Annotated in this window: 19 protein-coding genes and 3 pseudogenes; 19 read left to right on the top strand and 3 right to left on the bottom strand. The window is 37.2% G+C overall.

Translation table 11 applies throughout. The annotated features are described in order from the left end of the window. Window positions 1-16 precede the first annotated feature (16 nt). Complete coding sequence (locus JEU79_RS20930; protein WP_198265623.1) at window positions 17-922, top strand: ATP-binding response regulator; 906 nt, start codon at window positions 17-19, stop codon at window positions 920-922. 16 nt (window positions 923-938) lie between these two features. Here JEU79_RS20930 and JEU79_RS20925 read toward each other — a convergent pair whose 3' ends face one another. Next, window positions 939-1,682, bottom strand: coding sequence for a response regulator transcription factor (locus JEU79_RS20925; protein ID WP_198265622.1), 744 nt, complete (start codon window positions 1,680-1,682; stop codon window positions 939-941). Between the two features lie 50 nt (window positions 1,683-1,732). Between JEU79_RS20925 and JEU79_RS28180 the strand changes: the two genes are divergently transcribed. From JEU79_RS28180 to JEU79_RS27000, 5 genes and pseudogenes are all read left to right on the top strand, one after another. Further along, the gene (locus tag JEU79_RS28180; RefSeq protein ID WP_343074994.1) at window positions 1,733-2,095 is read left to right on the top strand and encodes a YgaP family membrane protein; all 363 of its coding nucleotides are present in this window, start codon (window positions 1,733-1,735) and stop codon (window positions 2,093-2,095) included. A gap of 597 nt (window positions 2,096-2,692) precedes the next feature. Then, on the top strand, window positions 2,693-3,181 hold the full coding sequence (locus JEU79_RS20915; RefSeq protein WP_198265621.1) for a type II secretion system protein N: 489 nt from the start codon (window positions 2,693-2,695) through the stop codon (window positions 3,179-3,181). A gap of 20 nt (window positions 3,182-3,201) precedes the next feature. Next, window positions 3,202-5,052 (top strand): type II secretion system secretin GspD, encoded by a 1,851-nt coding sequence (gene gspD / locus JEU79_RS20910; protein ID WP_198265620.1) that lies wholly within the window; start codon window positions 3,202-3,204, stop codon window positions 5,050-5,052. A gap of 8 nt (window positions 5,053-5,060) precedes the next feature. Next, entirely contained in the window at window positions 5,061-6,608 is a 1,548-nt protein-coding gene (locus JEU79_RS20905; RefSeq protein WP_281401005.1) for a GspE/PulE family protein, read from the top strand. Window positions 6,609-6,683: 75 nt separating this feature from the next. Beyond that, window positions 6,684-7,413, top strand: a pseudogene (locus JEU79_RS27000) (IS1595 family transposase); the annotation flags it as partial. A 148-nt stretch (window positions 7,414-7,561) separates the two neighbouring features. Here JEU79_RS27000 and JEU79_RS20890 read toward each other — a convergent pair. Next, window positions 7,562-9,064, bottom strand: a complete 1,503-nt coding sequence (locus tag JEU79_RS20890; RefSeq protein WP_246540441.1) for an IS66 family transposase — start codon at window positions 9,062-9,064, stop codon at window positions 7,562-7,564. Window positions 9,065-9,326: 262 nt separating this feature from the next. Between JEU79_RS20890 and JEU79_RS20885 the strand changes: the two are divergent. The 13 genes and pseudogenes from JEU79_RS20885 to JEU79_RS20825 form a co-directional block, all read left to right on the top strand. Further along, a pseudogene (locus tag JEU79_RS20885) lies at window positions 9,327-9,548 on the top strand (transposase); the annotation flags it as partial. Then, a complete protein-coding gene (locus tag JEU79_RS20880; RefSeq protein WP_198265617.1) occupies window positions 9,541-9,804 on the top strand; it encodes an ATPase, T2SS/T4P/T4SS family in 264 nt (87 codons plus the stop codon). The pseudogene JEU79_RS20885 and the gene JEU79_RS20880, both read left to right, overlap by 8 nt. Window positions 9,805-10,003: 199 nt before the next feature. Further along, a complete protein-coding gene (gspF, locus tag JEU79_RS20875; RefSeq protein WP_198265616.1) occupies window positions 10,004-11,224 on the top strand; it encodes a type II secretion system inner membrane protein GspF in 1,221 nt (406 codons plus the stop codon). Between the two features lie 42 nt (window positions 11,225-11,266). Next, window positions 11,267-11,695 (top strand): type II secretion system major pseudopilin GspG, encoded by a 429-nt coding sequence (gene gspG, locus JEU79_RS20870; RefSeq protein ID WP_198265615.1) that lies wholly within the window; start codon window positions 11,267-11,269, stop codon window positions 11,693-11,695. Window positions 11,696-11,724: 29 nt separating this feature from the next. Further along, window positions 11,725-12,243, top strand: a complete 519-nt coding sequence (locus JEU79_RS20865; RefSeq protein WP_198266099.1) for a pilus assembly FimT family protein — start codon at window positions 11,725-11,727, stop codon at window positions 12,241-12,243. A gap of 1 nt (window position 12,244) precedes the next feature. Further along, window positions 12,245-12,541: a type II secretion system minor pseudopilin GspI gene (gene gspI / locus JEU79_RS20860; RefSeq protein ID WP_198265614.1), complete on the top strand. Its 297-nt coding sequence runs from the start codon at window positions 12,245-12,247 to the stop codon at window positions 12,539-12,541. 31 nt (window positions 12,542-12,572) lie between these two features. Continuing rightward, a pseudogene (locus JEU79_RS20855) lies at window positions 12,573-13,731 on the top strand (IS3 family transposase). Window positions 13,732-14,048: 317 nt separating this feature from the next. Continuing rightward, window positions 14,049-14,291, top strand: coding sequence for a type II secretion system protein GspK (locus JEU79_RS20850; RefSeq protein WP_198265613.1), 243 nt, complete (start codon window positions 14,049-14,051; stop codon window positions 14,289-14,291). 68 nt (window positions 14,292-14,359) lie between these two features. Next, window positions 14,360-15,814: a type II secretion system protein GspL gene (gene gspL / locus JEU79_RS20845; protein ID WP_214660641.1), complete on the top strand. Its 1,455-nt coding sequence runs from the start codon at window positions 14,360-14,362 to the stop codon at window positions 15,812-15,814. 13 nt (window positions 15,815-15,827) lie between these two features. After that, window positions 15,828-16,319, top strand: a complete 492-nt coding sequence (gene gspM / locus JEU79_RS20840) for a type II secretion system protein GspM (RefSeq protein ID WP_198265611.1) — start codon at window positions 15,828-15,830, stop codon at window positions 16,317-16,319. A 15-nt stretch (window positions 16,320-16,334) separates the two neighbouring features. Next, window positions 16,335-17,534: a retropepsin-like aspartic protease gene (locus tag JEU79_RS20835; RefSeq protein ID WP_198265610.1), complete on the top strand. Its 1,200-nt coding sequence runs from the start codon at window positions 16,335-16,337 to the stop codon at window positions 17,532-17,534. Between the two features lie 24 nt (window positions 17,535-17,558). Next, window positions 17,559-18,440: a tetratricopeptide repeat protein gene (locus JEU79_RS20830; protein ID WP_198265609.1), complete on the top strand. Its 882-nt coding sequence runs from the start codon at window positions 17,559-17,561 to the stop codon at window positions 18,438-18,440. A 138-nt stretch (window positions 18,441-18,578) separates the two neighbouring features. Further along, a complete protein-coding gene (locus JEU79_RS20825; RefSeq protein ID WP_198265608.1) occupies window positions 18,579-19,883 on the top strand; it encodes a DUF2235 domain-containing protein in 1,305 nt (434 codons plus the stop codon). Here JEU79_RS20825 and JEU79_RS20820 read toward each other — a convergent pair. After that, complete coding sequence (locus JEU79_RS20820) at window positions 19,840-20,787, bottom strand: IS1595 family transposase (protein ID WP_198262526.1); 948 nt, start codon at window positions 20,785-20,787, stop codon at window positions 19,840-19,842. The genes JEU79_RS20825 and JEU79_RS20820 overlap by 44 nt on opposite strands. Between the last annotated feature and the right edge of the window lie 271 nt (window positions 20,788-21,058).

Raw genomic sequence — 21,058 nt, 5'->3', positions numbered from 1 at the left:
TTAAGGATGTTACTGAATGAATTCTATGGGATTTAATAATGGTTCAATTCTAATTGTTGAAGATGATCCATTAATGTCTGATTTATTGACCTTATATCTTCGTCAGGAAGATTATAAGTGTATCAGTGTCAGTAGTTCTGAAGATGCCTGGCTTATTTTATCGGATAAACAATATACCTTTGACTGTGTGTTATTGGACATTAACTTGCCCGGCATGTCGGGCATTGAGCTATTAAAGAAGATCAAAGCAGATAGCAGGCTTTATAACCTGCCTGTCATTATGGAAACAGCTGATAATTCTAATGAATCGATTCTGGAAGGGATGAATAATGGTGCTTATTATTATCTGACCAAACCGGTTGTGCAGGAAAAACTAATCGCCTTGCTAAAGGTTGCTGTGGGTGATTTCAGGCGTAATGCCTATCTGCAAAAAGAAGTTAAAAGCATCAGTTCAATTTTTAAAAACTGCCAGGAAGGGCGGTTTTATTTTAAAACCCTATTAGATTGTCAGCGCTTAGCCGTTGCCTTGGCTAATATGTTTCCTGATCCGGAGCGCGTCATATCAGGACTTTCTGAATTGATGATGAATGCTGTTGAACATGGTAATCTTGAAATCGGTTATGAAACAAAATCTTCCTTGTTGGCTAAGGATTATTGGATAGATGAAATTGATGAACGTCTGGACGATAAGCAATATGCTTGCAGACAGGGTGAAATTTTATTATTAAAAAGTGACAATAAAATTGTTGTGACCATTTCTGATCAGGGTAAAGGCTTTGATTGGCAGCCTTATTTACAATTGTCTATTGAGCGGATTTTTGATCAGCATGGCCGTGGCATAGCCGCTACCAAAGAGCGTTGTTTTGATGAACTTGAATATCAGGGCAATGGCAGCACTGTCGTTGGTACGGTATTTTTATAGCTTTAATGCAAGAGTTCTAATGCTTTGAATTTTTCTTTTCCAGTATCGCCTGTATAAGTGGAATAATATTATTGACAGGTGATACCCGCTCAAAAGCTGATAGGATGAGTTGGGGTCTATTGGTAACTTCAAATTTTTTAAATAACTTGCCTAAGTGCAGCTTAACACTTTGTTCAGAAAGGTGTATTTGCCCGGCTATTTCTTTGGTAGATAAACCTTTTAAAATCCACTGAAAAACCTGAGCTTCACGTTTCGTCAGCAATTCACTGATCATTCTGGTTTTTTCCATCGCAATTTCTTCAAGAATACTTTCCATTTGTAATGCATCTTGGGCAAGTTGTTCCAATATATGATTTTCCGCCCACAGTCCACCATTATGGACATATTTTATTGCTTGAATCAGGTGTTCAGATGACATATTCGAATTAATATAGCCATTAGCACCAGAGCGAATGATATTCAGTAGGAAGTCATTTTCCATTACCTGACCAAACACCAAAATCTTTAATTGTGTGGATTTATCTTCAAGTGGTAGGTGTTGGGCTCTATATTGATTAAAAAATAGATCATAAGGAGACTCAACATCATGTGACTGAATTAATAGGACATCCGGCTTAATTTGTTCAATTTCCTTAAGGAGTTGCGGGAGCATTTGATTGGAGTGATTGACTTGTATTTCATGATTGTCTTTGAAGATATGCAATAAACCTTCAAGGAAAATGTCAGTCTGGGCAAGGATGAAGAGTTTAATTTTATTCATTGTGTCGTTTGAATTATTCCTATACTCGTTTTTACCCTAAAATTAGACTTTTGTCTAATTTTTCTGAAAAAATACTATTCTTTTGGGGGCTTGTTAAACGCATCAAAACATTAGAAAATACTTATCAATTACTACTTATTAAATTTATGGCTTTTATTTTTAAATTCATCACAGAAATTACAAATATTCAGGAGACGACAATGTCAGTTGAACGCAGTTTATTTTTATTAGCGAGTGTAATGGTTATTGCCAGCACTTTACTTTCAATGTATGTTAACACTAATTGGTCATGGTTCACCTTATTTGTTGGCTTCAATATGATGCAGAGCACGTTTACTGGATTTTGTCCTCCAGGTTGGCTGTTCAAGCGTCTTGGCATGAAAACAGAAGCGCAAATATGTCAGGCTAAATAAGACCATTTATCGCTCTTTAAAAAGCACTCATGAGATTATTCTTATGAGTGCTTTTTTTTGCATTTTTTTATTAGTGTCCATCCGTTTATTCTAAAATTATTTGATAATTTTGACCGTAGGGTGGGCACGCTTTTTGTGCCCACGCTGAAAGTGTACATAATAAGCGCTTGAGTCAGCGTGGGCAGATAAAGCCATGCCCACCCTACGATTATTTATATAAAAAACCTATTTACGGATGGGCACTAATGAGTGTCCATCCATTTATTGCCTCAATGTTGCTGTATGTTATAAATGCGATATAAACGTGACATAAATGTGATATGTTTAGTCTACTACTGGTATATAATAATGCCACTAAAATGGATTTATGTGAAATCCTCAACAATAAATAAAACTAGAACTGTCACAATAAATAACTCATAGAGTATCAAACAATCTAATTGAATCTTATTATTTTAAGGTGCGATAAAAAAAAATTAACAATTATTATAACTTTTTCTTTATTTTTTAGTAATTTAGGTTATATTGTTATATAAAGACTTAAGTTCATTATTAGTCAATATCAAGGATAGGGATACAATCAGTATAATTAGGATAATGCAAAATATTTTATTCAAAAATATCATTGTGTTAGCGGTTATAGGGCTGCTGATCGCATTGACAACGGTAAATGCCTTACGGTTTTATCGTCTACAGAATCAAGCCCCTGCAGAAACACGTTTATCTGCCAAAACGCCTGTGGCTCAACAATCTGCCCGTGTCGCTTCCTCACAGGCCATGGTTAACTGGCATCTTTTCGGTAAAAATCAGGCCAAGCAAAGCGTTTCCATGCCTAAATCCACCTTACGCTTAAAACTCATTGGCATTATTAGCTCATCAAAGGATAGTCAGGCGCGGGTGATTATTGCTGGTTTATCAAAAAAAATAAAATATTATAAAGTGGGTGACAAAATAAAAAGCAATGTCACACTAAAATCCATTCAACCGGATCATATTGTTATTCTGCACAATTCCCGCGAGGAAACCGTGCCACTAAAACAATTCAATGGCCCAAAAAATATGATAAAAAAAGTAGTTATTCAATGAGTATTAGCAAGAGCAAAAAAATGGGAATCTCAGTACAGAAAGTATTTCTATCACTCATACTATTGAGTATCAGTTTGTCCGCTTCTGCACGTGATACCTATGTGTTTAATATGCAAGGTGTTGATATCAAGGCCATGATAGCCACAGTCGCCGATGTGACCAATAAAAACTTTATCATTGATCCTAATATTAAAGGTAAAGTCACCGTTATTTCTAAGAAAAGCATGTCGGCCGAAGAAGTGTATCAGATTTTTTTATCACTGCTGGATGTTCATGGATACTCAGTGGTTCCGACTATTGAGGCAAATACTTTTAAAATTATCAAGGGTATTACGGCCAAGTCCAAGGCAGTGCCGAATGACTTGAATGGTTTAGTTAAAGGGGATCAACTGGTGACCCGAGTGATTAAAATCCAGCATACCCAGGCCATGCAAATGGTGCAGATTTTAAGGCCATTAGTTCCCCAACATGCCTATCTAGCTGGATATGCTGATAGCAATATGATAGTGATATCGGATTCAGCTAATAATATTAATCGCTTGGTTGAGTTAGTAGACCGACTGGATACGCCGGGTGATGGTAATATTGAAATGGTACATCTAAAAAATGCCTCCGCAAAAGATTTGGCGCAAACGCTTTCTGCTTTGAATCGCACAAAAAAAACCTTGTCTCAGGTCGTCGTTGCCGATATTCGCAGTAATAGTTTATTAATTGGTGGCGATGCAACCACCCGTATGAATCTAAAAGCACTGATTTTAAAGCTGGATTCAGAAGTAAATACCATGCGTAATACCCATGTTCTTTATCTTAGTTATGCGAAAGCTGCTGATATTGCGACCATCTTAAAAGAAATTGTTAAAATGTCGGTAGGTGCTAAAGGCGCAAATGGTTTATCAGATATTGTTATTGCTGCGGACGATAATTCAAACTCTTTAGTGGTTAAATCTTCATATACTAAGTTTGTTGAAATTAAAGACGTGGTAAAGAAACTTGATATTCCTAGAGCCCAAGTACACATAGAAGCCATTCTTGCCGAAGTTTCTTATAAGTTAGAAAAAGAACTGGGCGTTGAATGGAATACAAGTGTCTCAGGCTCAGGTGTAGTAGGTGAGGCCAATACGGGGCTGGCACTCAAAGATATTTTTTCTCTAACGTATTTGAATGGTGCTGGTGACATTAAGGCTGTTTTGAAAATTTTACAAAGTGATACTGATAGTAATATTTTATCGACCCCCTCTTTGTTGACCTTAGATAATCAGGAAGCCTCGATCATAGTTGGTGAAAACGTACCATTTCTAACCGGTTCACAATCTACTCAGGGTGGCATAGCAACCCCTTTTCAAACCATTGAACGTAAGGATGTTGGTTTAACCCTTAAGGTAACACCACGCTTGAATAAGGGCAGCACTATCATTATGGATATTTATCAGGAGGTTTCTAATGTGTTGCCCAAGGTGCAAAATATCGCTGCGGTGGATCTGGTGACCAAAAAACGTGCCATAGAAACCACCGTGATGGTAGAAGATCGTGGCATGGTGGTGCTAGGTGGTTTGATACAGGATGATTTAGTAAATACAGTCAATAAGGTGCCCCTTTTAGGCGACATCCCATTGATTGGAGAGCTTTTTAAGTCCTCTAAAGTTGAAACACAAAAAGCTAATTTAATGGTATTTATTCGTCCTACTATTTTGAGTAATCCGGTGCTCGCCAATGAGATGGCAATGAGTAAATATCAGTTTGTACGATCAAAGCAAATTGAATTACAAGATAAAGGTGTTCGATTGATTGAACCGGAAATAATTCCGGTATTACCTGAATATGTTAAGCCGGATGGTAGCAGTGTTGTATTGCCTAATCCATTTTATCAGTAGGATTACGGATGGAAAACCTGAATCAAAATAACACTCAGACAGAAGCAAGTTCCCGGGGTTCTCATGATGCCATCGCAATGGATATTGAAGATGAAATGCTGGCAGAAATGAATGAGCTTGAAAAGCAACTTGATGCATACGAGCCAGAAGTTGAGAATGAGCTTGAGCAAAAGAATAATGAACAGCAAACTGCCGACGAAAACTTATCTAATAATGACTTAAAGAATCAATATGATCAATTCTCTGAGGGTTTAGACGACGCTGAAGTAGTTGATTTAAAACTTTCGTTTGCCTATGCTAAACGGCAGGGTGTGATTATTAAGACCGATACAACATCCGATGATGATAGCATTAATGATAATGAAACTATCGTTTATTGCCGCGATGATGTTGATCATCTCACCATTTCAGAATTACTCCGACTTTCCTCCGCTAAGCTGATCTTTCAATTTATTGACTATGATTACTTTGAGACCTTATTACATTCTACCTATGAACAGGGGAATAATCAGAGTATAGAAAATATTGATTTAGGTGATAATGTTGATTTGCTGAGTGTTGCACAACAATTATCAGAGCCTGAAGATTTGCTCGAAAGTGAAGATGATGCACCGATTATTCGCCTAATTAATGCTATCCTTGCCGAAGCGATTAAAGAAAATGCTTCAGATATCCATATTGAACCCTTTGAGCAACGGCTTATAGTGCGTTTACGGGTTGATGGTGTACTGCGTGAGGTGATTCAGCCACCCAAAGAGTTGGGTAGTCTTTTAGTGTCACGTATCAAGGTCATGGCACAACTTGATATTGCCGAAAAACGTATTCCTCAGGATGGTCGAATCTCACTAAAGCTTGCAGGCAAGGCTATTGATGTTCGTGTTTCAACGCTGCCCACTGGTGGTGGAGAACGGGTGGTATTACGTTTATTAGATAATCAGGCAGGTCGACTGAATATAGAAAAAATGGGTATTGATACAACTACACAGAAATTGCTTAGAGAATTGATCGTTAAGCCCCATGGAATTATTCTTGTTACAGGGCCTACCGGTTCGGGCAAAACAACCACTTTATATGCCGTTTTAACCGAGTTAAATAATAGCAAACGAAACCTTATCACGGTAGAAGATCCCATTGAATACTATCTTGAAGGTGTGGGACAAACGCAGGTTAATAATAAAGTCGATATGACCTTTGCCCGTGGTTTACGAGCTATTTTACGTCAGGATCCCGATGTGGTGATGGTGGGTGAAATTCGCGATAGTGAAACCGCAAATATTGCCGTACAGGCCAGTTTAACAGGACACATGGTACTCTCTACATTACATACCAATACTGCCGTTGGTTCTATTACACGTTTACGAGATATGGGTGTTGAACCTTTTTTACTCTCATCCAGTTTGGTTGCAGTATTGGCACAACGATTAGTGCGTGTACTTTGTTCTGTCTGTCGTGAAGCTTATGAGCCAACCGAACATGAAAAACAAAAGCTGGGTATTGATATCACAGAAGATATAAAATTTCTTGATTACCCACAAAGCTCCGCCATATTTCGATAACTATACTATAATTATACTATAATTATACTATAATTATACTATAATTAAAGTATAGATTATGTGTGGAGTAGAATGATGTCAAAAAATAAAATTCAGTTTCAAGAAGGTTATAGTTTATTTGAGCTTTTTAATGATTATGGCACTGACAAACAGTGCCGACAAGCCTTATTTAAATGGAAATTTCCTGATGGATTTGTTTGCCCAGAGTGTGGCAATAAGACTTATTGCACTCTAGAACATCGCCATCTTTATCAGTGCCACCATTGTCATCATCAGACATCAGCAACCTGTGGGACAATATTTGATAGTACCAAACTGCCTTTATCTAAGTGGTTTTTAGCGATTCATCTTATGACTCAATTGAAGACAGCGGTTTCAGCATTAGAATTAAAGAGACAGCTTAAGGTAAGCTACAATACAGCCTGGAGTATGAAACAAAAGATCATGCAGGTTATGAAAGAACGTGATGACAGTAAACCTTTATCAGGCATCATTCAAATTGATGATGACCTACTGGGGTGGTGAGCACAGAGGCGGCTCCAGAGGTCGTGGTTCAGAAAATAAAACACCGTTCGTTGCAGCCGTTTCTACTAATGAAGATGGACACCCGATTGCAATGAATTTAAATGTGCTTAAAGGGTTTAAATCCAGTGAAATAAAACGATGGGCACAAACTCATTTAACACCTGGAAGTACTGTTTACTCAGATGGGTTAAATTGTTTTCCTGCGGTTAAAGAAGCTGACTGTAAGCATGTTCCAATCGTCACGGGTGGTGGTGCGGCAAGTGTTGATAAAATTGAGTTTATCTGTAACTTCTCAATAAGTCTGTGCATTTAAACAGCACAAACTTTACCTTTCAGCAACTCAGGCAGATATGGGATCAAATTTCTCTTGCTGATCCGGTCATTAATAAAATCCCAGAATGAAATTCCTTGTTTCAAACAAGTTTTCTTTAAACTGACAAAGGTATCTCTGCAAAGTTGCCCATCCTTTGAGCGTGTGTACTACCACTAATTTTACGCTTAATAACATATTCTCGAATATCATTTTCACTCAAATTATTATGAAGAGGAATATCAGGCCGTTCCAATACCAGCAGTAATTCTGTTTTATTTCTTGCCAATCGTTTCAGTGCCTGATTCAACGTTTCAAAGCTTGTTTTAGTCCGGCACAATTCATCAAAATGTTCAGCAATCGCTGACTTCAACGGATCATCTGGCTCAAGTTTATATTGTTTGAGATCATAAAATAGTTCCCAAATCTGAGTATGTACCCAGTTCAGTTCTTTATCATGTCGCTCATTGAGTGGTAGTATCCGCTGAAACACTCTGTCTGCATGTATCCAACATAATGCGTGCAACAAAATATCAAATTGTCCTGCATCATCACTCACAATCACCAAATCACTTGGAAAGCCACTGTTAATTAATGCCCCCAGTAAAGCGCCTTCTGTGGCAATGCGAACATGCCGTTGTGTTATGATACTATTGTTCTGCAGATAGTATTTCCAGGCTTCTTCATTATCAAAGCAAGTCTGATGACTTTGTTCAATAACGCTCAATGGCTTGTGAGGTAATTTTTCTGCTCTCATATAATCAAGTGCTGCATCGTTGAGCGTATAATCAACAGCAGCACCTCGTAACAATTGTAGAAAATTAATCCGGCTCTTATATCGAGTACTTGAAAACCAGGCAAAGGTTTCATTGCCAACGTGAGTACAATAACCATTCTTTCCATCATGACGACTACCCGTATCATCAACATGGATATAAGTACTATTGTTGATACCGGCAGTTAGCAATGTATTTTTTTCAGTATGAAAATGGTCTTTGTCATGGATTAAAATCTCATTGATCTGACCCGTTGAAATATCAAAACCTAATTCTGTTAATTGTTGTATTATCAATGGCTGAGTCACTCTCTGGTGATAATATTGATAAACGATATAACTCTGTAATGTATGGCCAAAATGTCCTATATGTGTATCAAAGCTCAATTTTCCTATACAGGTATCACCATCGGGTGTTTTATAGCGAGCCAATCGATAACGAGTATTGAAAGGCTTAATCAGCAGCTCCTGAACAAAATAATCCTGATACCCTAAAAAACGTGAATGTTCTGGCAGGTTATCTGGTTTGATAACGGTGGTTTTATGAATAGCCAATTTCTTCTTTCGTTTACGACTTTTACTAGTCCCATTTCCTGAGTTGTTTTTCTTGCTTCCTGAATGACCTGTCGGATTATCATTGTCATCATCCTTTGGCAATTTACTGGCTCTTATTTTAGGCTTTGGAGGTAGCTTTTTAAGCTTAGCAACTTCTGTTTTAAGGGCATCGATTTCAACCTGTTGGTTTTGAATGATTTCCTGTTGTTGCTCCATGAAAGCAAGGAGTAATCGGACTACCGGTGTCTTTTCTTCTTCAGGTATCTCTGGAATTGGAGGTAATTTTTTCACTATAATCAATACAGGTTGTTTTCAATAAAACAATTGTATCATGGCTTTTAAGGCTCTTTAGTTTGCCCTGTGTTGATCAAACTCCCTCTCAGTTAAGATAATATTCAAAAATATTCTATTTCGATCTGAGACAGATCGACAGGATCATTTATAGGGATAAATTACATGGGGCAGTGAAAATGCAATTTTTGTCCTCTAAAATGCTGTCAAGACTTTTTTTGTTTTTATTTCAAGTTTTGCACAGACTTATTGAGAAGTTACGTTTATCTGGGTTAACACTATGATAGGTAATATTAAAAACTCTATGAAGGGAAGCTATCATTCCATTAACTCAAAACATTTACCTCGGTATCTTGCTGAATTTTGTTATCGGTTTAATAGACGCTTTAACTTAAAAGACATGATGCCAAGGTTTTTATGCGTGGCGATGAAAACGCCACCTATGAATGGAAAGCTCCTAAAAATGGCGGAGCTTTATGGGTAATCAAGTAAAATTTTATCAAGCTGTGGGCTGTCCTGTTTGTAATAATCATGGTTATAAGGGACGAACTGGAGTTTATGAGTTATTAGTCGTTGATACGGAAATTCGTAACATGATTCATGATGATGCTTCAGAACAGGAAATAGAGCGTCAGGCGAGAACCAAAACCGGCTCAATACAGGATGATGGGGCAAGACTAGTGGCCAATGGTATCACGACTACCGATGAAATTTTTCGTGTTATTCGCAACATCGATTAATTTCTAGGTAATAATAAGGGTGGAGATCTAATAAACCCGTTTATCTTTACATTGGTAGGATGTGGTGAGTGCAACGAACCGCATCAAAGGTCTTGATTTAAAGGCTTTGGTTTAGATATTGATGCGGTTCGTTCCTCACCACATCCTACATCCGATGTGTTAAGTAGGTTTGTTCTGTCCCATAATAAGGTAATAAATAGTGCCGGCATATGAATACAGTGCGCTTAATGCACAGGGTAAAACTGAAAAAGGTGTTTTAGAAGGTGATTCTAGCCGTCAGATCAGTCAGCAGCTAAAATCCAAACGCTTAGTGCCATTGGAAATAACTGAGATATCAAGAAAACAAAATAAAAACTCAACCGGTATGCCCTTTGTCAAACGTGGTATATCAATTGCGCAATTGTCCATAATGACACGTCAGTTAGCAACGATGATACGTTCAGGCAGTCCGGTTGAAGGCGCATTAACCGCAGTTTTGCAACAAACTAATAAAGCACGTGTTAAAACGGTTTTAATGGTTGTTCGTTCTAGGGTGCGTGAGGGCTATAGTTTGGCATCCGCATTGGATGAATTTCCACACATTTTTCCACATTTATATCGTGCTACTGTTGCATCAGGTGAGCAGGCAGGCAAATTAGATTTTGTTTTGAGTCGAATGGCTGATCATGTTGAACATAGTCAGGCATTGCGCAGTAAGATCATGCTGGCAATGGTCTATCCTTTGGTGCTGACATTTGTGGCGATACTGGTGACAGTGGTATTACTCACTTATGTGGTGCCAAAAGTGATCCAGGTTTTTGAGGATATTGATCAGGCCTTACCGGGAATTACTTTATTTCTAATCGCACTGAGTGATTTTTTACGCAATTACGGTATTTATATCGCCTTATTAATCGCCTTAAGTATTTTTATTTTCAGTTTATTATTGCGCTCTGATTTATTCAAATACAAATGGCATGCTTTTATACTTAAAATTCCAGGCGTAGCACATTTGGTTAAAGGTATGAATACTGCCATATTTGCACGTACTTTTAGTATTTTGGCTGGGAGTGGTGTCAATGCCCTCGAAGCCATGAAAATTTCTGCTGGTGTGATGGGCAATTTAAGAATGAAAAAGGCCGTTTTAGATGCTTCTGAACGCGTCAGAGAAGGTGCTGCAATTAGTCCTGCGTTGGAAAAAAGCCAATGTTTTCCGCCTATGACAATTTATCTCATTGCCAGTGGTGAGACGAGTGGCAATTTGGTAGAAATGCTAGAACATGCAGCCAATAGCCAGGAAAAAGAGTTTGAGACTATTACCAGTACCATAATGGGTCTTTTTGAGCCCTTACTCATTGTGGTGATGGGTGCTGTGGTGCTTTTTATTGTCATAGCCATTTTATTACCCATATTCCAGTTAAACCAATTGGTTGGTGCGTAGGCATTGTTAAACATTTTGATTAAGAAAAAGGTTTAAATACAAATGAAAAGAAAACAACAATCAGGTTTTACATTGATTGAAATTATGATCGTAGTCGTTATTTTGGGCATTTTGGCCTCTATCGTCGTTCCCAATGTGATGGAAAGTCCCAATGAGGCACGCATTGTCAAAGCCAAGCAGGATATACGAACACTTGAAGGTGCTTTAAACCTTTATAAGCTAGATAATTTTAATTATCCCAGTACCGATCAAGGTCTGGATGCTCTGGTTAATCGACCCAGTGGCCAACCTGATGCAAAAAACTGGAAAAAAAGAGGCTATATGAAGAAGGTGCCCAAGGATCCTTGGGGCAATGAATATTTATATCTAAGCCCAGGTACACAGGGTGAAATCGATATTTTTTCTTATGGATCGGATGGTCGCAAAGGTGGTGTTGATGCCGCTGCGGATATTGATAATTTTTCCTTATAAAACGAAGCTCATAAGCATATAACTACTTGATGAACATAAAATCTGCTGGTTTTAGCCTAATTGAATTGATGATAGTGGTGCTGATTATTGGTATTGGCGCCAGCATGGCTGTTTTATATATTGATACCAGTGATGATAGGCTTAAATCACAGGCCAAACGAATTTTGGCGATGAGTCAACTTGCTCGTGATGATGCGATTATCACTGGACAAAGCCTGGCCATGAGCTTCAAAAATAATATCGATAGCACGGAATATTATTTTTTGCAATTGGACAAGGCGAAATGGGTGGAAATAAAAAAGAAACCTTATCGTCGTTTTAAGTTGAGTCAGGATATTCAAGTGCGCACTATTTTGTCATCACCTGTTAATAATTCAAAGGCAGGAAGTAATAAGTCAAAACTGACAGAAGATAAGGACTTGATCTATTTTTTACCAACGGGTGAAACCAGTGAATTTCAATTGTTGATCAGCAATGATGAAACCGAATATCAACTCAGTAGCACTTTATTTGGTGAACTAACACTCAAACGCACAGAAGCATTGTAATATGAGTTATTCGCAAAAGCACAATATACAACAAAAAGGTTTTACTCTAATTGAAATCATTATCTCGCTGGTAGTGATTTCCGTAGCCTTAGGTGCGGTTATTGCAACAACTGGCAATAGTGTCAAACACGGTGCTCACATTAAAGAAAAAACCATTGCACTATGGGTGGCAAAAAATGAAATTTCTAATATCTCGATTGAGCAAAAATGGTTGACTGCGGGGATTAAAAGTAGCCGTGCAGATATGGCAGGTCATACCTGGTTAATGTGGCTATACTTAACCGGACACACAACTTAAAATAACTAAAAGATAAAAAGTGTGACCTAAAATGAATGATCAAACAAAAAAACCGAATAAAAGCTATACATCAGAATTTAAAGAATCAGCTGTCAAATTAGCTAATGAGACGGATCAACCCGTTTCTCAGACTGCCAGGGAGCTAGGTGTTAATGTAAATACTCTACATACCTGGATCAGTAAATATTCCAAACCGGTGAAGACGGTAGCCAATAGAAGTGATGAACACATTTATGATGAAGTAAAACGTCTGAAAAAAGAATTGGCAAAAGTGATTCAGGAGCGTGATTTATTAAAAGGCCACAGCGTACTTTGCAAGGGAAACTTTGTGAAGTACGCATGGATAACTGATCAGGCTAAAGATTACCCGGTAACGATTCTGTGCCGTTTTATGGATGTTTCCCGTAGTTGCTATTATGATTGGGTTAGCTCTCCTAAAACGGATAGAGAGAAAGAAAATGAAGCGCTTACTGAGCAGCTAAAAAACTGTTTGAAGACAGTCGCAAGACTTATGGAACCCGTCGTCTTAAAAGAAAACTGGCTGAAAAAGGCGTTCATATAAGCCGCCGGAGAATTGGTCGATTAATGAAAAAGCCGGTTTGTTTTGTAAAACGAAGAGACGCTTTAAAGCGACGACTAATTCCAAGCATAATAAGCGTATATCTCCAAATTTACTGGAAAGAGAGTTTACTGTCTCTCAACCTGATCGCTACTATGTGGGTGATATTACCTATATTGCCACCAAGGAAGGCTGGTTATATTTAGCGGTTGTCATTGACTTATTCTCTAGGCAAATTGTTGGCTGGTCGATGGATGAGCGAATGAAAGCCAAGCTAGTCAATGATGCTTTACTGATGGCCATATGGAAGCGTAAACCAATGGATGGATTGCTTTGGCATACTGACCGAGGTAGCCAATATGCCTCTGATAGTCATAGAAAAATATTGTCGGATCATAACATAATTCAGTCTATGAGCCGCAAAGGAAATTGCTGGGACAATGCTGTATCAGAGAGCTTCTTTCATAGTTTGAAAACTGAATTGACGCACCATTGTCGATTCAAAACCAGAGTAGAAGCAAAGCAGGCAATATTTGAATATATTGAGGTATTTTATAATCGGGAGCGACTTCATTCGGCTAATGATTATTTGTCACCAGTCGATTATGAAATACAGCAGGAAATAGCTTAAATCGATTGATTGAAGAGGGGTAAAAGGCGACATAAATGCCGCCCATTACCGTTGACGGCCATCGGCTCCTCAGCCTGTGCCGTGAAGATATTGTAACAGGATCATTACCGTTGTGAAAATACCTTGGGTGAATGGAACGGCTCTATCGTTCCAGAGGGCAAAGCCCTTTCTCTTCATCTGTTTAAAGTTAACATGAGAAACTAAAATGATAGGAAATACAAAATGACAAAAATCACTTGAAACAGCCAAAAAAATATTTAGAAAACTGTCCGGAAAAGTGTTGACACATCAGTGATGCTGAATCAATGGTCTCACAAATGGCACAGCAGCCTTTTGCAGTGATTAAAGATTTTATGAATGACCCTATGATAAAAACTAAGGGTATTGATCCAAATCTTGTGGGCGTATCATCAAATTATTTTGCAGTTATTAGTCATATTCAGATAGATAAAACACAAGTGAGATTGCAAAGCATTATTAAGCGTGATGCACAAAGTAAAGTATCAGTTTATAGTCGTCAAGAATCCTTATGGTATGAAAAGCTGTCAGAAAAAAAATAGACTCAATAAAAACCAGTCTTTTTATAAAGGTACTGAGTAGACGATGATGGTATTGAAATTTATTATGTATGTTAAAGGAATTTGTTTTGAATAAACTATTGCTCTGGTTTCATTCTTTACCCAAAGAGCCTGATGGTATAATCGATAGTCTGTTATTTGAAAAAATGAGTCTGTCTGCTTTTCTATTGGGAGCTGATAGCGGATACAGCAATGAAATATTCAAGGGAAATTTTAATGACTTTATAAGTTTTATTACACAAAAAGAATCCTATCGTGATGTGCAGGTTTTGTTGCCAGCTAATGATGTGCTTTATAGCACTTTGACTGTGCCAAGCAAGTCTAAAAGTCGTATTCTTCAGGCGATGCCCTTTTTGCTTGAAGATTCTCTGGTGAAAAATATTGATAAGCAATATTTTGCTTTAGGCGATGTTAAATCGGGACAATGTAACGTAGCCATTACTAATTATTCTATTATAGAAAAGCTTTTCCAACAGTTTAAAGCAATAGCGTTGCCTGTTTCACTGATCTCTTCTGAAATTTTTTTATTGCCCTGGCAGGAAAATAAATGGTCAATTGGTTTTGTTCACAATCATGTTGTGATTAGAACAGGTAAACAAAGTGGTGTTGTTAATCAAATACATAATATTAATTTTTCATTACGTTTATTATTAAAAAATGTTTTGCCAACAGAAGCTCTGAGTGAACTAGCAAACGAAGAAGCTAAAGTGAGCGAAGAAGTATTATTTGATAGCGATGAAGATAATGCTCTGGATGATGAGTCTGAATCAGAAAGTAAAAAAACAATCAAATTAACTTCTGCCGAAGGACTACCCGATGTATTTAGTATCTATAGTGAACACAATAGTGCGCTACTCGATACAATCAGTGTTATTGCAGAAGAATTTTCCATAGAGCTAGAAATAATTAATACTGACTTAGTTGATCTTTCCTTATCTAATGCCAGTGAATTACTTAAAAAAGGCAATGCAAGTCAAAGTGGCATTAATTTATTACAAGGAAAATATCTACCATCCAGCCTAAAGCCAGTCAAAATACCTTTTTTAAAATCACTTATAGTTATTTTTATGCTGGGCTTGTTTAGTCAGTTATTTCTCATGACTTATCAGTGGAAAACAAGCCATGATACCCTGAAAAAATTTGAAACAGAACTTGAACAGCTCTATTTTAAAACCTTCCCAGGTTCTAAACGGCTCATTGATGTGCGTACACAAGCTCAAAATAACTTACGTCAACTACAAAAAAATTCATCATCAAGTTATTCGTTTTTAAATTTATTGGCTTTGGTGGGTGATGAAGTACGAAAAATAAAAGAAATTAAAATTCAAAGCATGAAATATAATGATGGAATTTTACAATTAGATATTGTATCCAAGGGCTTTGTTTTTAACAAAATAAAAATCACACTTGAGAATAAGCATAAAGACTTACTGGTTGAAGAACGATCATCTTCCCGAGTAAAGGGTGAAGTGCGCTCAGTTATTAGCTTTAGACTAAAAGAATAATTTGGAACGAACAATGTCAGAATTAATGCAAAAATGGTCAGCCTTAAAAGAAAGTGAACGTACACTTATAATGTATGGTGTTCCAGTGATTCTCATTGCTATTATTTATTTTTATATATGGCAACCCTATCAAAAATCAATATTGGATGTTGAACAAAAAATTTCATATGCACAAGAAGATATCCTCTGGTTAAAACAAGTGGGTGTTCAAATTCAGCAATTAAAACGGGGAGTTTCACCGGTTGGTAAATTTTCTGGTTCTTTTATCAATATAGTCGACAAAAGTGTCAAACAAAATCGTTTAACTAAATACATGAAAGCATTAGAACGCTCGGGTAAGGACAATATTATCCTTAGATTTGAAAAAATAGATTTTGATCAATTGATTAAATATATTGCTTATCTGAAAGGCCGCTATGGTATTTTGATAAAAACAATAGATGTGCAACGTTCGGATAATGCCAAACTGGTTAATGCTCGACTTGTGCTCAAAAAGTCTAGTTGAGTTGAGTCAGATATAATGCAAGACCAACAACTTAAATTCGCCCTTATTTTTATTGGCCTAGGTATTTTCCTCGGTTGGTTTTCTAATTCGGCTTTCAATGATGTTTGGCACAAAAATACCGATGTTAATGCTTGTGAAGTATCCCCCCAAACAACTGTGTCTATTCCACCTGTAACACAGGCAGTAGATGTCGTTTCAATTGACCAAGATACCAGTCAGTTTGAAAAATTGTTATTTGATAAGCAATATTCTCAGGCATTGAGTTTGTTTAAAGCGGTAAGTATTGACAAGAAAAATAAATTAAACATGATTTTGAAAAAAACTATTCATGAGATGCTTGAAAATTCAGGACAAGATGTTTTTAGCTTACTGGATGTGTTTTTGTCAGAATTTTATGATAATAGTGCCTTGTTACTGCTACAGGCAAATGCCTACACTGATAATAAACGCTGGCTGGCGGCTTTGAATTCTTATTTGTTAGCTAGAAGTTATGCTCAGGATAATGAGCAATACATTGAAATCAATCAATTAATACATGATTTTAGCCTATTGGCATTTGAGCAATTTCAAGCAGATAAAAACTGGCCGCTAAGTATCGATTTCTTTGAAAAGCTGATAGAAAAAGATGCACAATTTGCTTATTACCATTTAGCACTGGCAAAATCCTACATTAAAAATCATGAAAAAGACCTAGCTTTATTGCACCTACAATTTATTACTGCGGATCCTCATTATGGCATACAAGCGAGTGAACTATTAGAACGTACCTTTGTGGATGATACGGTAAAGGGTATTAAGCTTGAAAAACAGGGAGAGCATTATATTGTTGATATGACCATTGCGGATGAGTATCCAGTTAAATTAATGATTGATACGGGTGCTTCTTATTCATCGCTATCACCTTATACTCTAGCGCAATTACTGAATGAGCAGTTAGCAAAAAAAGTGGGTAGAAATACTGTCTATACCGCGGGTGGTAAAGTTGAGGCTGATATCTATGAAGTAAAAAGTATGACTATTGATGGTTTTACTGTGAATAATATACGCGTTGTAGAGCTTGAACTACAATCACCTCTAAATGAACCACCTTTGAACGAAGCAACTGCAAATAGTGAGAGGCATTTTGAAGGCTTGCTGGGGGTGAATTTTTTAAATGAATTTAATTTTTCAATTGATCCACAATCCAAACGATTATTTTTAACCCCCAAAATATAATATTACATTGATAAGGTTTTTTTTATGAAGTTTATTTTTATTTTAGTACTGATCTCTTTACTCAGTGCTTGTGGCTCGACATCATTTTTCAAAGAAAATACATCAGAAAATGAAGTGATATCCAATACTAATTCCATTTCAGATGATGCGTATTTACAAATAGCAAAAGATCTTTTTGTTGCTCAGCAATACAAGCAAGCATACCAAATTGCATCAACATTGGCTGATAAAAACAATGTAGAAGCCCAATATTTACTGGGTTATATGGTTTACTATGGCTATGGCGTTACATCTGATCCTGAACAGGGTACTAAATGGATTACTATTTCTGCCGATACAGGATATCGACCTGCCATTGAAGCACTGGTATTGATTAAACACGGCTTAACACCTGATAATAAATGCTCAGCAGTTAATTTATTACCTGAGTCAGAAAGCAATAAACGAATTGATAAAACTGCTAATACGACAGATGCATCGATGCTTTTAAAAGAAGGTGAAATATTAATTACACCCAAAAAGAAAGCAGCAAAAAAATCATTAGCTGTTGAGCCTAAATTAGTCACGAAGGATACAAATAGCTCAACTGAAAAACAATCTCCAAAAGCACAGCAAAAAGAGCCTGAAAAAAATTGGAATAAATATACAATTCAATTAATTATGACCAATTCAAGCACCTATGCGAAGCAATATGTACAAGCATTTAAAGAACAGTATCCGGATATTAGTCAACACATCATTGTTTACCAGTCTAAATTAAAAAAACATGACTATGGTGTTGGTTATAGTGCCTATGAGACAAGAAGTGATGCTAATATCGTATTAAGTAATATTCAAGAACGTCTTAAAGACCCCAAATTATGGGTAAGGCGTTTGGATAATTTTACAGCGGTTGAGCTTGAATAAGCCATAATCCGGGCTGGTATTTTAGATGCTGGTATCCATGTCTTGTCACACTATTTGATGTCGTATGCCAATAGTGTCAGAATGTAGTTTGCATCAGTGGTTTGGGGATGTTTCTTAATAAAGGAATAGGGCACGGCTATGACACAGATTAATAATGCTAATAAAACAAAAAATATAATACTTTGTTCTGATGGTACAGGCAATAAAGGGGGGGCGGGAGCTGAAACGAATGTTTTTCAACTCTATAATGCAATTGACATTCATGACCCCGCTCTTGAACAGGTTGTTTTTTACGAAAATGGTGTTGGTACACAAAAAAATAAAATCATAAAGGGCATTTCCGGTGCTTTTGGTTTTGGTTTTGGGCAAAATGTAAAAGATCTGTATGAGTTTTTAGTACGACAATATGAACCCGGCGATAATATTTATATGTTTGGTTTTAGTCGTGGTGCAGCAACCATTCGTGGTTTTGCCGGTTTTTTACAAATCTGTGGTTTGGTCGATAAATTTAAAAAAAATACCAATGGTGATTATGCATTAGACGTTGATGGTCACAAAGTTTTTAAATGTGACGAAGAGCTTGGCCGGGAAATGGATGAAGCCTTTTGCTGCTACCAAAAGAACGATCCTAATAGCCCTCAAACACCACATCAAGCTGAACAATTCAAAGCAAAAACAGCCTTGCATCATGAGACGTTTGTGCCCAATGGCAATGTACCGATTAAATTCATTGGTGTCTGGGATACAGTATCAGCCTTAGGGTTTCCCGATGGTTTAAGTCCTTTAGCAGGCTCAATAATGGCTACTTTTCAAGGTATTATCAACCGTTGCTGCCCACATTTGTTTTATAACTATCAGCTTAATGAGAATGTAAAACATGTCTTTCATGCCTTATCCCTTGATGACGAAAGGCGCACTTTTCATCCTAAAGTCTGGCGAGAGATCCCTAAACCGGATGAACCATTAGAGCGACCTAAAAATATTGAGCAGGTTTGGTTTGCTGGCATGCATAGTAATGTTGGTGGTGGCTATACACGAAAAGGCTTATCAAATGTAACCTTTGACTGGATGCTGGAACGAGCGCAACTACATGGTTTAAAATTTATTTCTGGCTTTTGCGAAAATATTAAAGAGCGTGTCAATGTACATGGTCGCTTATATGATTCGCGAGATGGATTGGCATTTTACTATCGTTATGCACCAAGAAATTTGCCGCAATTATGTACTGAATCAGGAAAGATAGCATCAGATGAGATAAAGATTCATAATTCAGTCTTGTCACGTATGAAATATCGCACCTCTGAATATGCACCGGCTGAGTTTCCACGGGAATTTAAGGTGGTATCCTCCAGTGTTGATGATGCTGATACGGGGCATTCAGATACAATTGATAACTTGATTACCCATAAAGCTCCGCCATTTTTAGGAGCTTTCCATTCATAGGTGGCGTTTTCATCGCCACGCATAAAAACCTTGGCATCATGTCTTTTAAGTTAAAGCGTCTATTAAACCGATAACAAAATTCAGCAAGATACCGAGGTAAATGTTTTGAGTTAATGGAATGATAGCTTCCCTTCATAGAGTTTTTAATATTACCTATCATAGTGTTAACCCAGATAAACTCAATTTTATCAACACTTGCCGCACCACCACCCGTGACGATTGGAACATGCTTACAGTCAGCTTCTTTAACCGCAGGAAAACAATTTAACCCATCTGAGTAAACAGTACTTCCAGGTGTTAAATGAGTTTGTGCCCATCGTTTTATTTCACTGGATTTAAACCCTTTAAGCACATTTAAATTCATTGCAATCGGGTGTCCATCTTCATTAGTAGAAACGGCTGCAACGAACGGTGTTTTATTTTCTGAACCACGACCTCTGGAGCCGCCTCTGTGCTCACCACCCCAGTAGGCATCATCAATTTGAATGATGCCTGATAAAGGTTTACTGTCATCACGTTCTTTCATAACCTGCATGATCTTTTGTTTCATACTCCAGGCTGTATTGTAGCTTACCTTAAGCTGTCTCTTTAATTCTAATGCTGAAACCGCTGTCTTCAATTGAGTCATAAGATGAATCGCTAAAAACCACTTAGATAAAGGCAGTTTGGTACTATCAAATATTGTCCCACAGGTTGCTGATGTCTGATGATGACAATGGTGGCACTGATAAAGATGGCGATGTTCTAGAGTGCAATAAGTCTTATTGCCACACTCTGGGCAAACAAATCCATCAGGAAATTTCCATTTAAATAAGGCTTGTCGGCACTGTTTGTCAGTGCCATAATCATTAAAAAGCTCAAATAAACTATAACCTTCTTGAAACTGAATTTTATTTTTTGACATCATTCTACTCCACACATAATCTATACTTTAATTATAGTATAATTATAGTATAATTATCGAAATATGGCGGAGCTTTGTGGGTAATCAAGATTGATAATGTGCCTATGAGCCAGAAGTCTTTCACTGAGCATAAAACAGCTATACACTCATGGGTTGATGTTCGCCAGGGTATTTATCGTATTCTGGCTCGCCTAACGCTTCTTTATGTTTTAATCGCCTTATGGTTATGGCAGTTTCCTATTTCACCCGCTGCAAGTTCTAGCAATCCACT

Source organism: sulfur-oxidizing endosymbiont of Gigantopelta aegis (genome assembly GCF_016097415.1).
GTDB lineage: Bacteria > Pseudomonadota > Gammaproteobacteria > GRL18 > GRL18 > GRL18.
The sequence above is the reverse complement of the archived record's forward strand: the minus strand, read 5'-3'. Positions and strand labels throughout refer to the sequence as shown.

Bases quoted from the DNA above. Each gene is read 5' to 3' on its own strand.
- JEU79_RS20930 (WP_198265623.1), top strand. From the start codon at position 17: ATGAATTCTATGGGATTTAATAATGGTTCAATTCTAATTGTTGAAGAT.
- JEU79_RS20825 (WP_198265608.1), top strand. From the start codon at position 18,579: ATGACACAGATTAATAATGCTAATAAAACAAAAAATATAATACTTTGT.
- JEU79_RS20925 (WP_198265622.1), bottom strand. From the start codon at position 1,682: ATGAATAAAATTAAACTCTTCATCCTTGCCCAGACTGACATTTTCCTT.
- gspD (WP_198265620.1), top strand. From the start codon at position 3,202: ATGGGAATCTCAGTACAGAAAGTATTTCTATCACTCATACTATTGAGT.
- JEU79_RS20835 (WP_198265610.1), top strand. From the start codon at position 16,335: ATGCAAGACCAACAACTTAAATTCGCCCTTATTTTTATTGGCCTAGGT.
- JEU79_RS20915 (WP_198265621.1), top strand. From the start codon at position 2,693: ATGCAAAATATTTTATTCAAAAATATCATTGTGTTAGCGGTTATAGGG.
- gspG (WP_198265615.1), top strand. From the start codon at position 11,267: ATGAAAAGAAAACAACAATCAGGTTTTACATTGATTGAAATTATGATC.
- JEU79_RS20850 (WP_198265613.1), top strand. From the start codon at position 14,049: ATGGCACAGCAGCCTTTTGCAGTGATTAAAGATTTTATGAATGACCCT.
- gspI (WP_198265614.1), top strand. From the start codon at position 12,245: ATGAGTTATTCGCAAAAGCACAATATACAACAAAAAGGTTTTACTCTA.
- JEU79_RS20820 (WP_198262526.1), bottom strand. From the start codon at position 20,787: ATGTCAAAAAATAAAATTCAGTTTCAAGAAGGTTATAGTTTATTTGAG.
- gspL (WP_214660641.1), top strand. From the start codon at position 14,360: ATGTTAAAGGAATTTGTTTTGAATAAACTATTGCTCTGGTTTCATTCT.
- gspM (WP_198265611.1), top strand. From the start codon at position 15,828: ATGTCAGAATTAATGCAAAAATGGTCAGCCTTAAAAGAAAGTGAACGT.
- JEU79_RS20830 (WP_198265609.1), top strand. From the start codon at position 17,559: ATGAAGTTTATTTTTATTTTAGTACTGATCTCTTTACTCAGTGCTTGT.
- JEU79_RS20880 (WP_198265617.1), top strand. From the start codon at position 9,541: ATGGGTAATCAAGTAAAATTTTATCAAGCTGTGGGCTGTCCTGTTTGT.
- JEU79_RS20865 (WP_198266099.1), top strand. From the start codon at position 11,725: ATGAACATAAAATCTGCTGGTTTTAGCCTAATTGAATTGATGATAGTG.
- JEU79_RS20905 (WP_281401005.1), top strand. From the start codon at position 5,061: ATGGAAAACCTGAATCAAAATAACACTCAGACAGAAGCAAGTTCCCGG.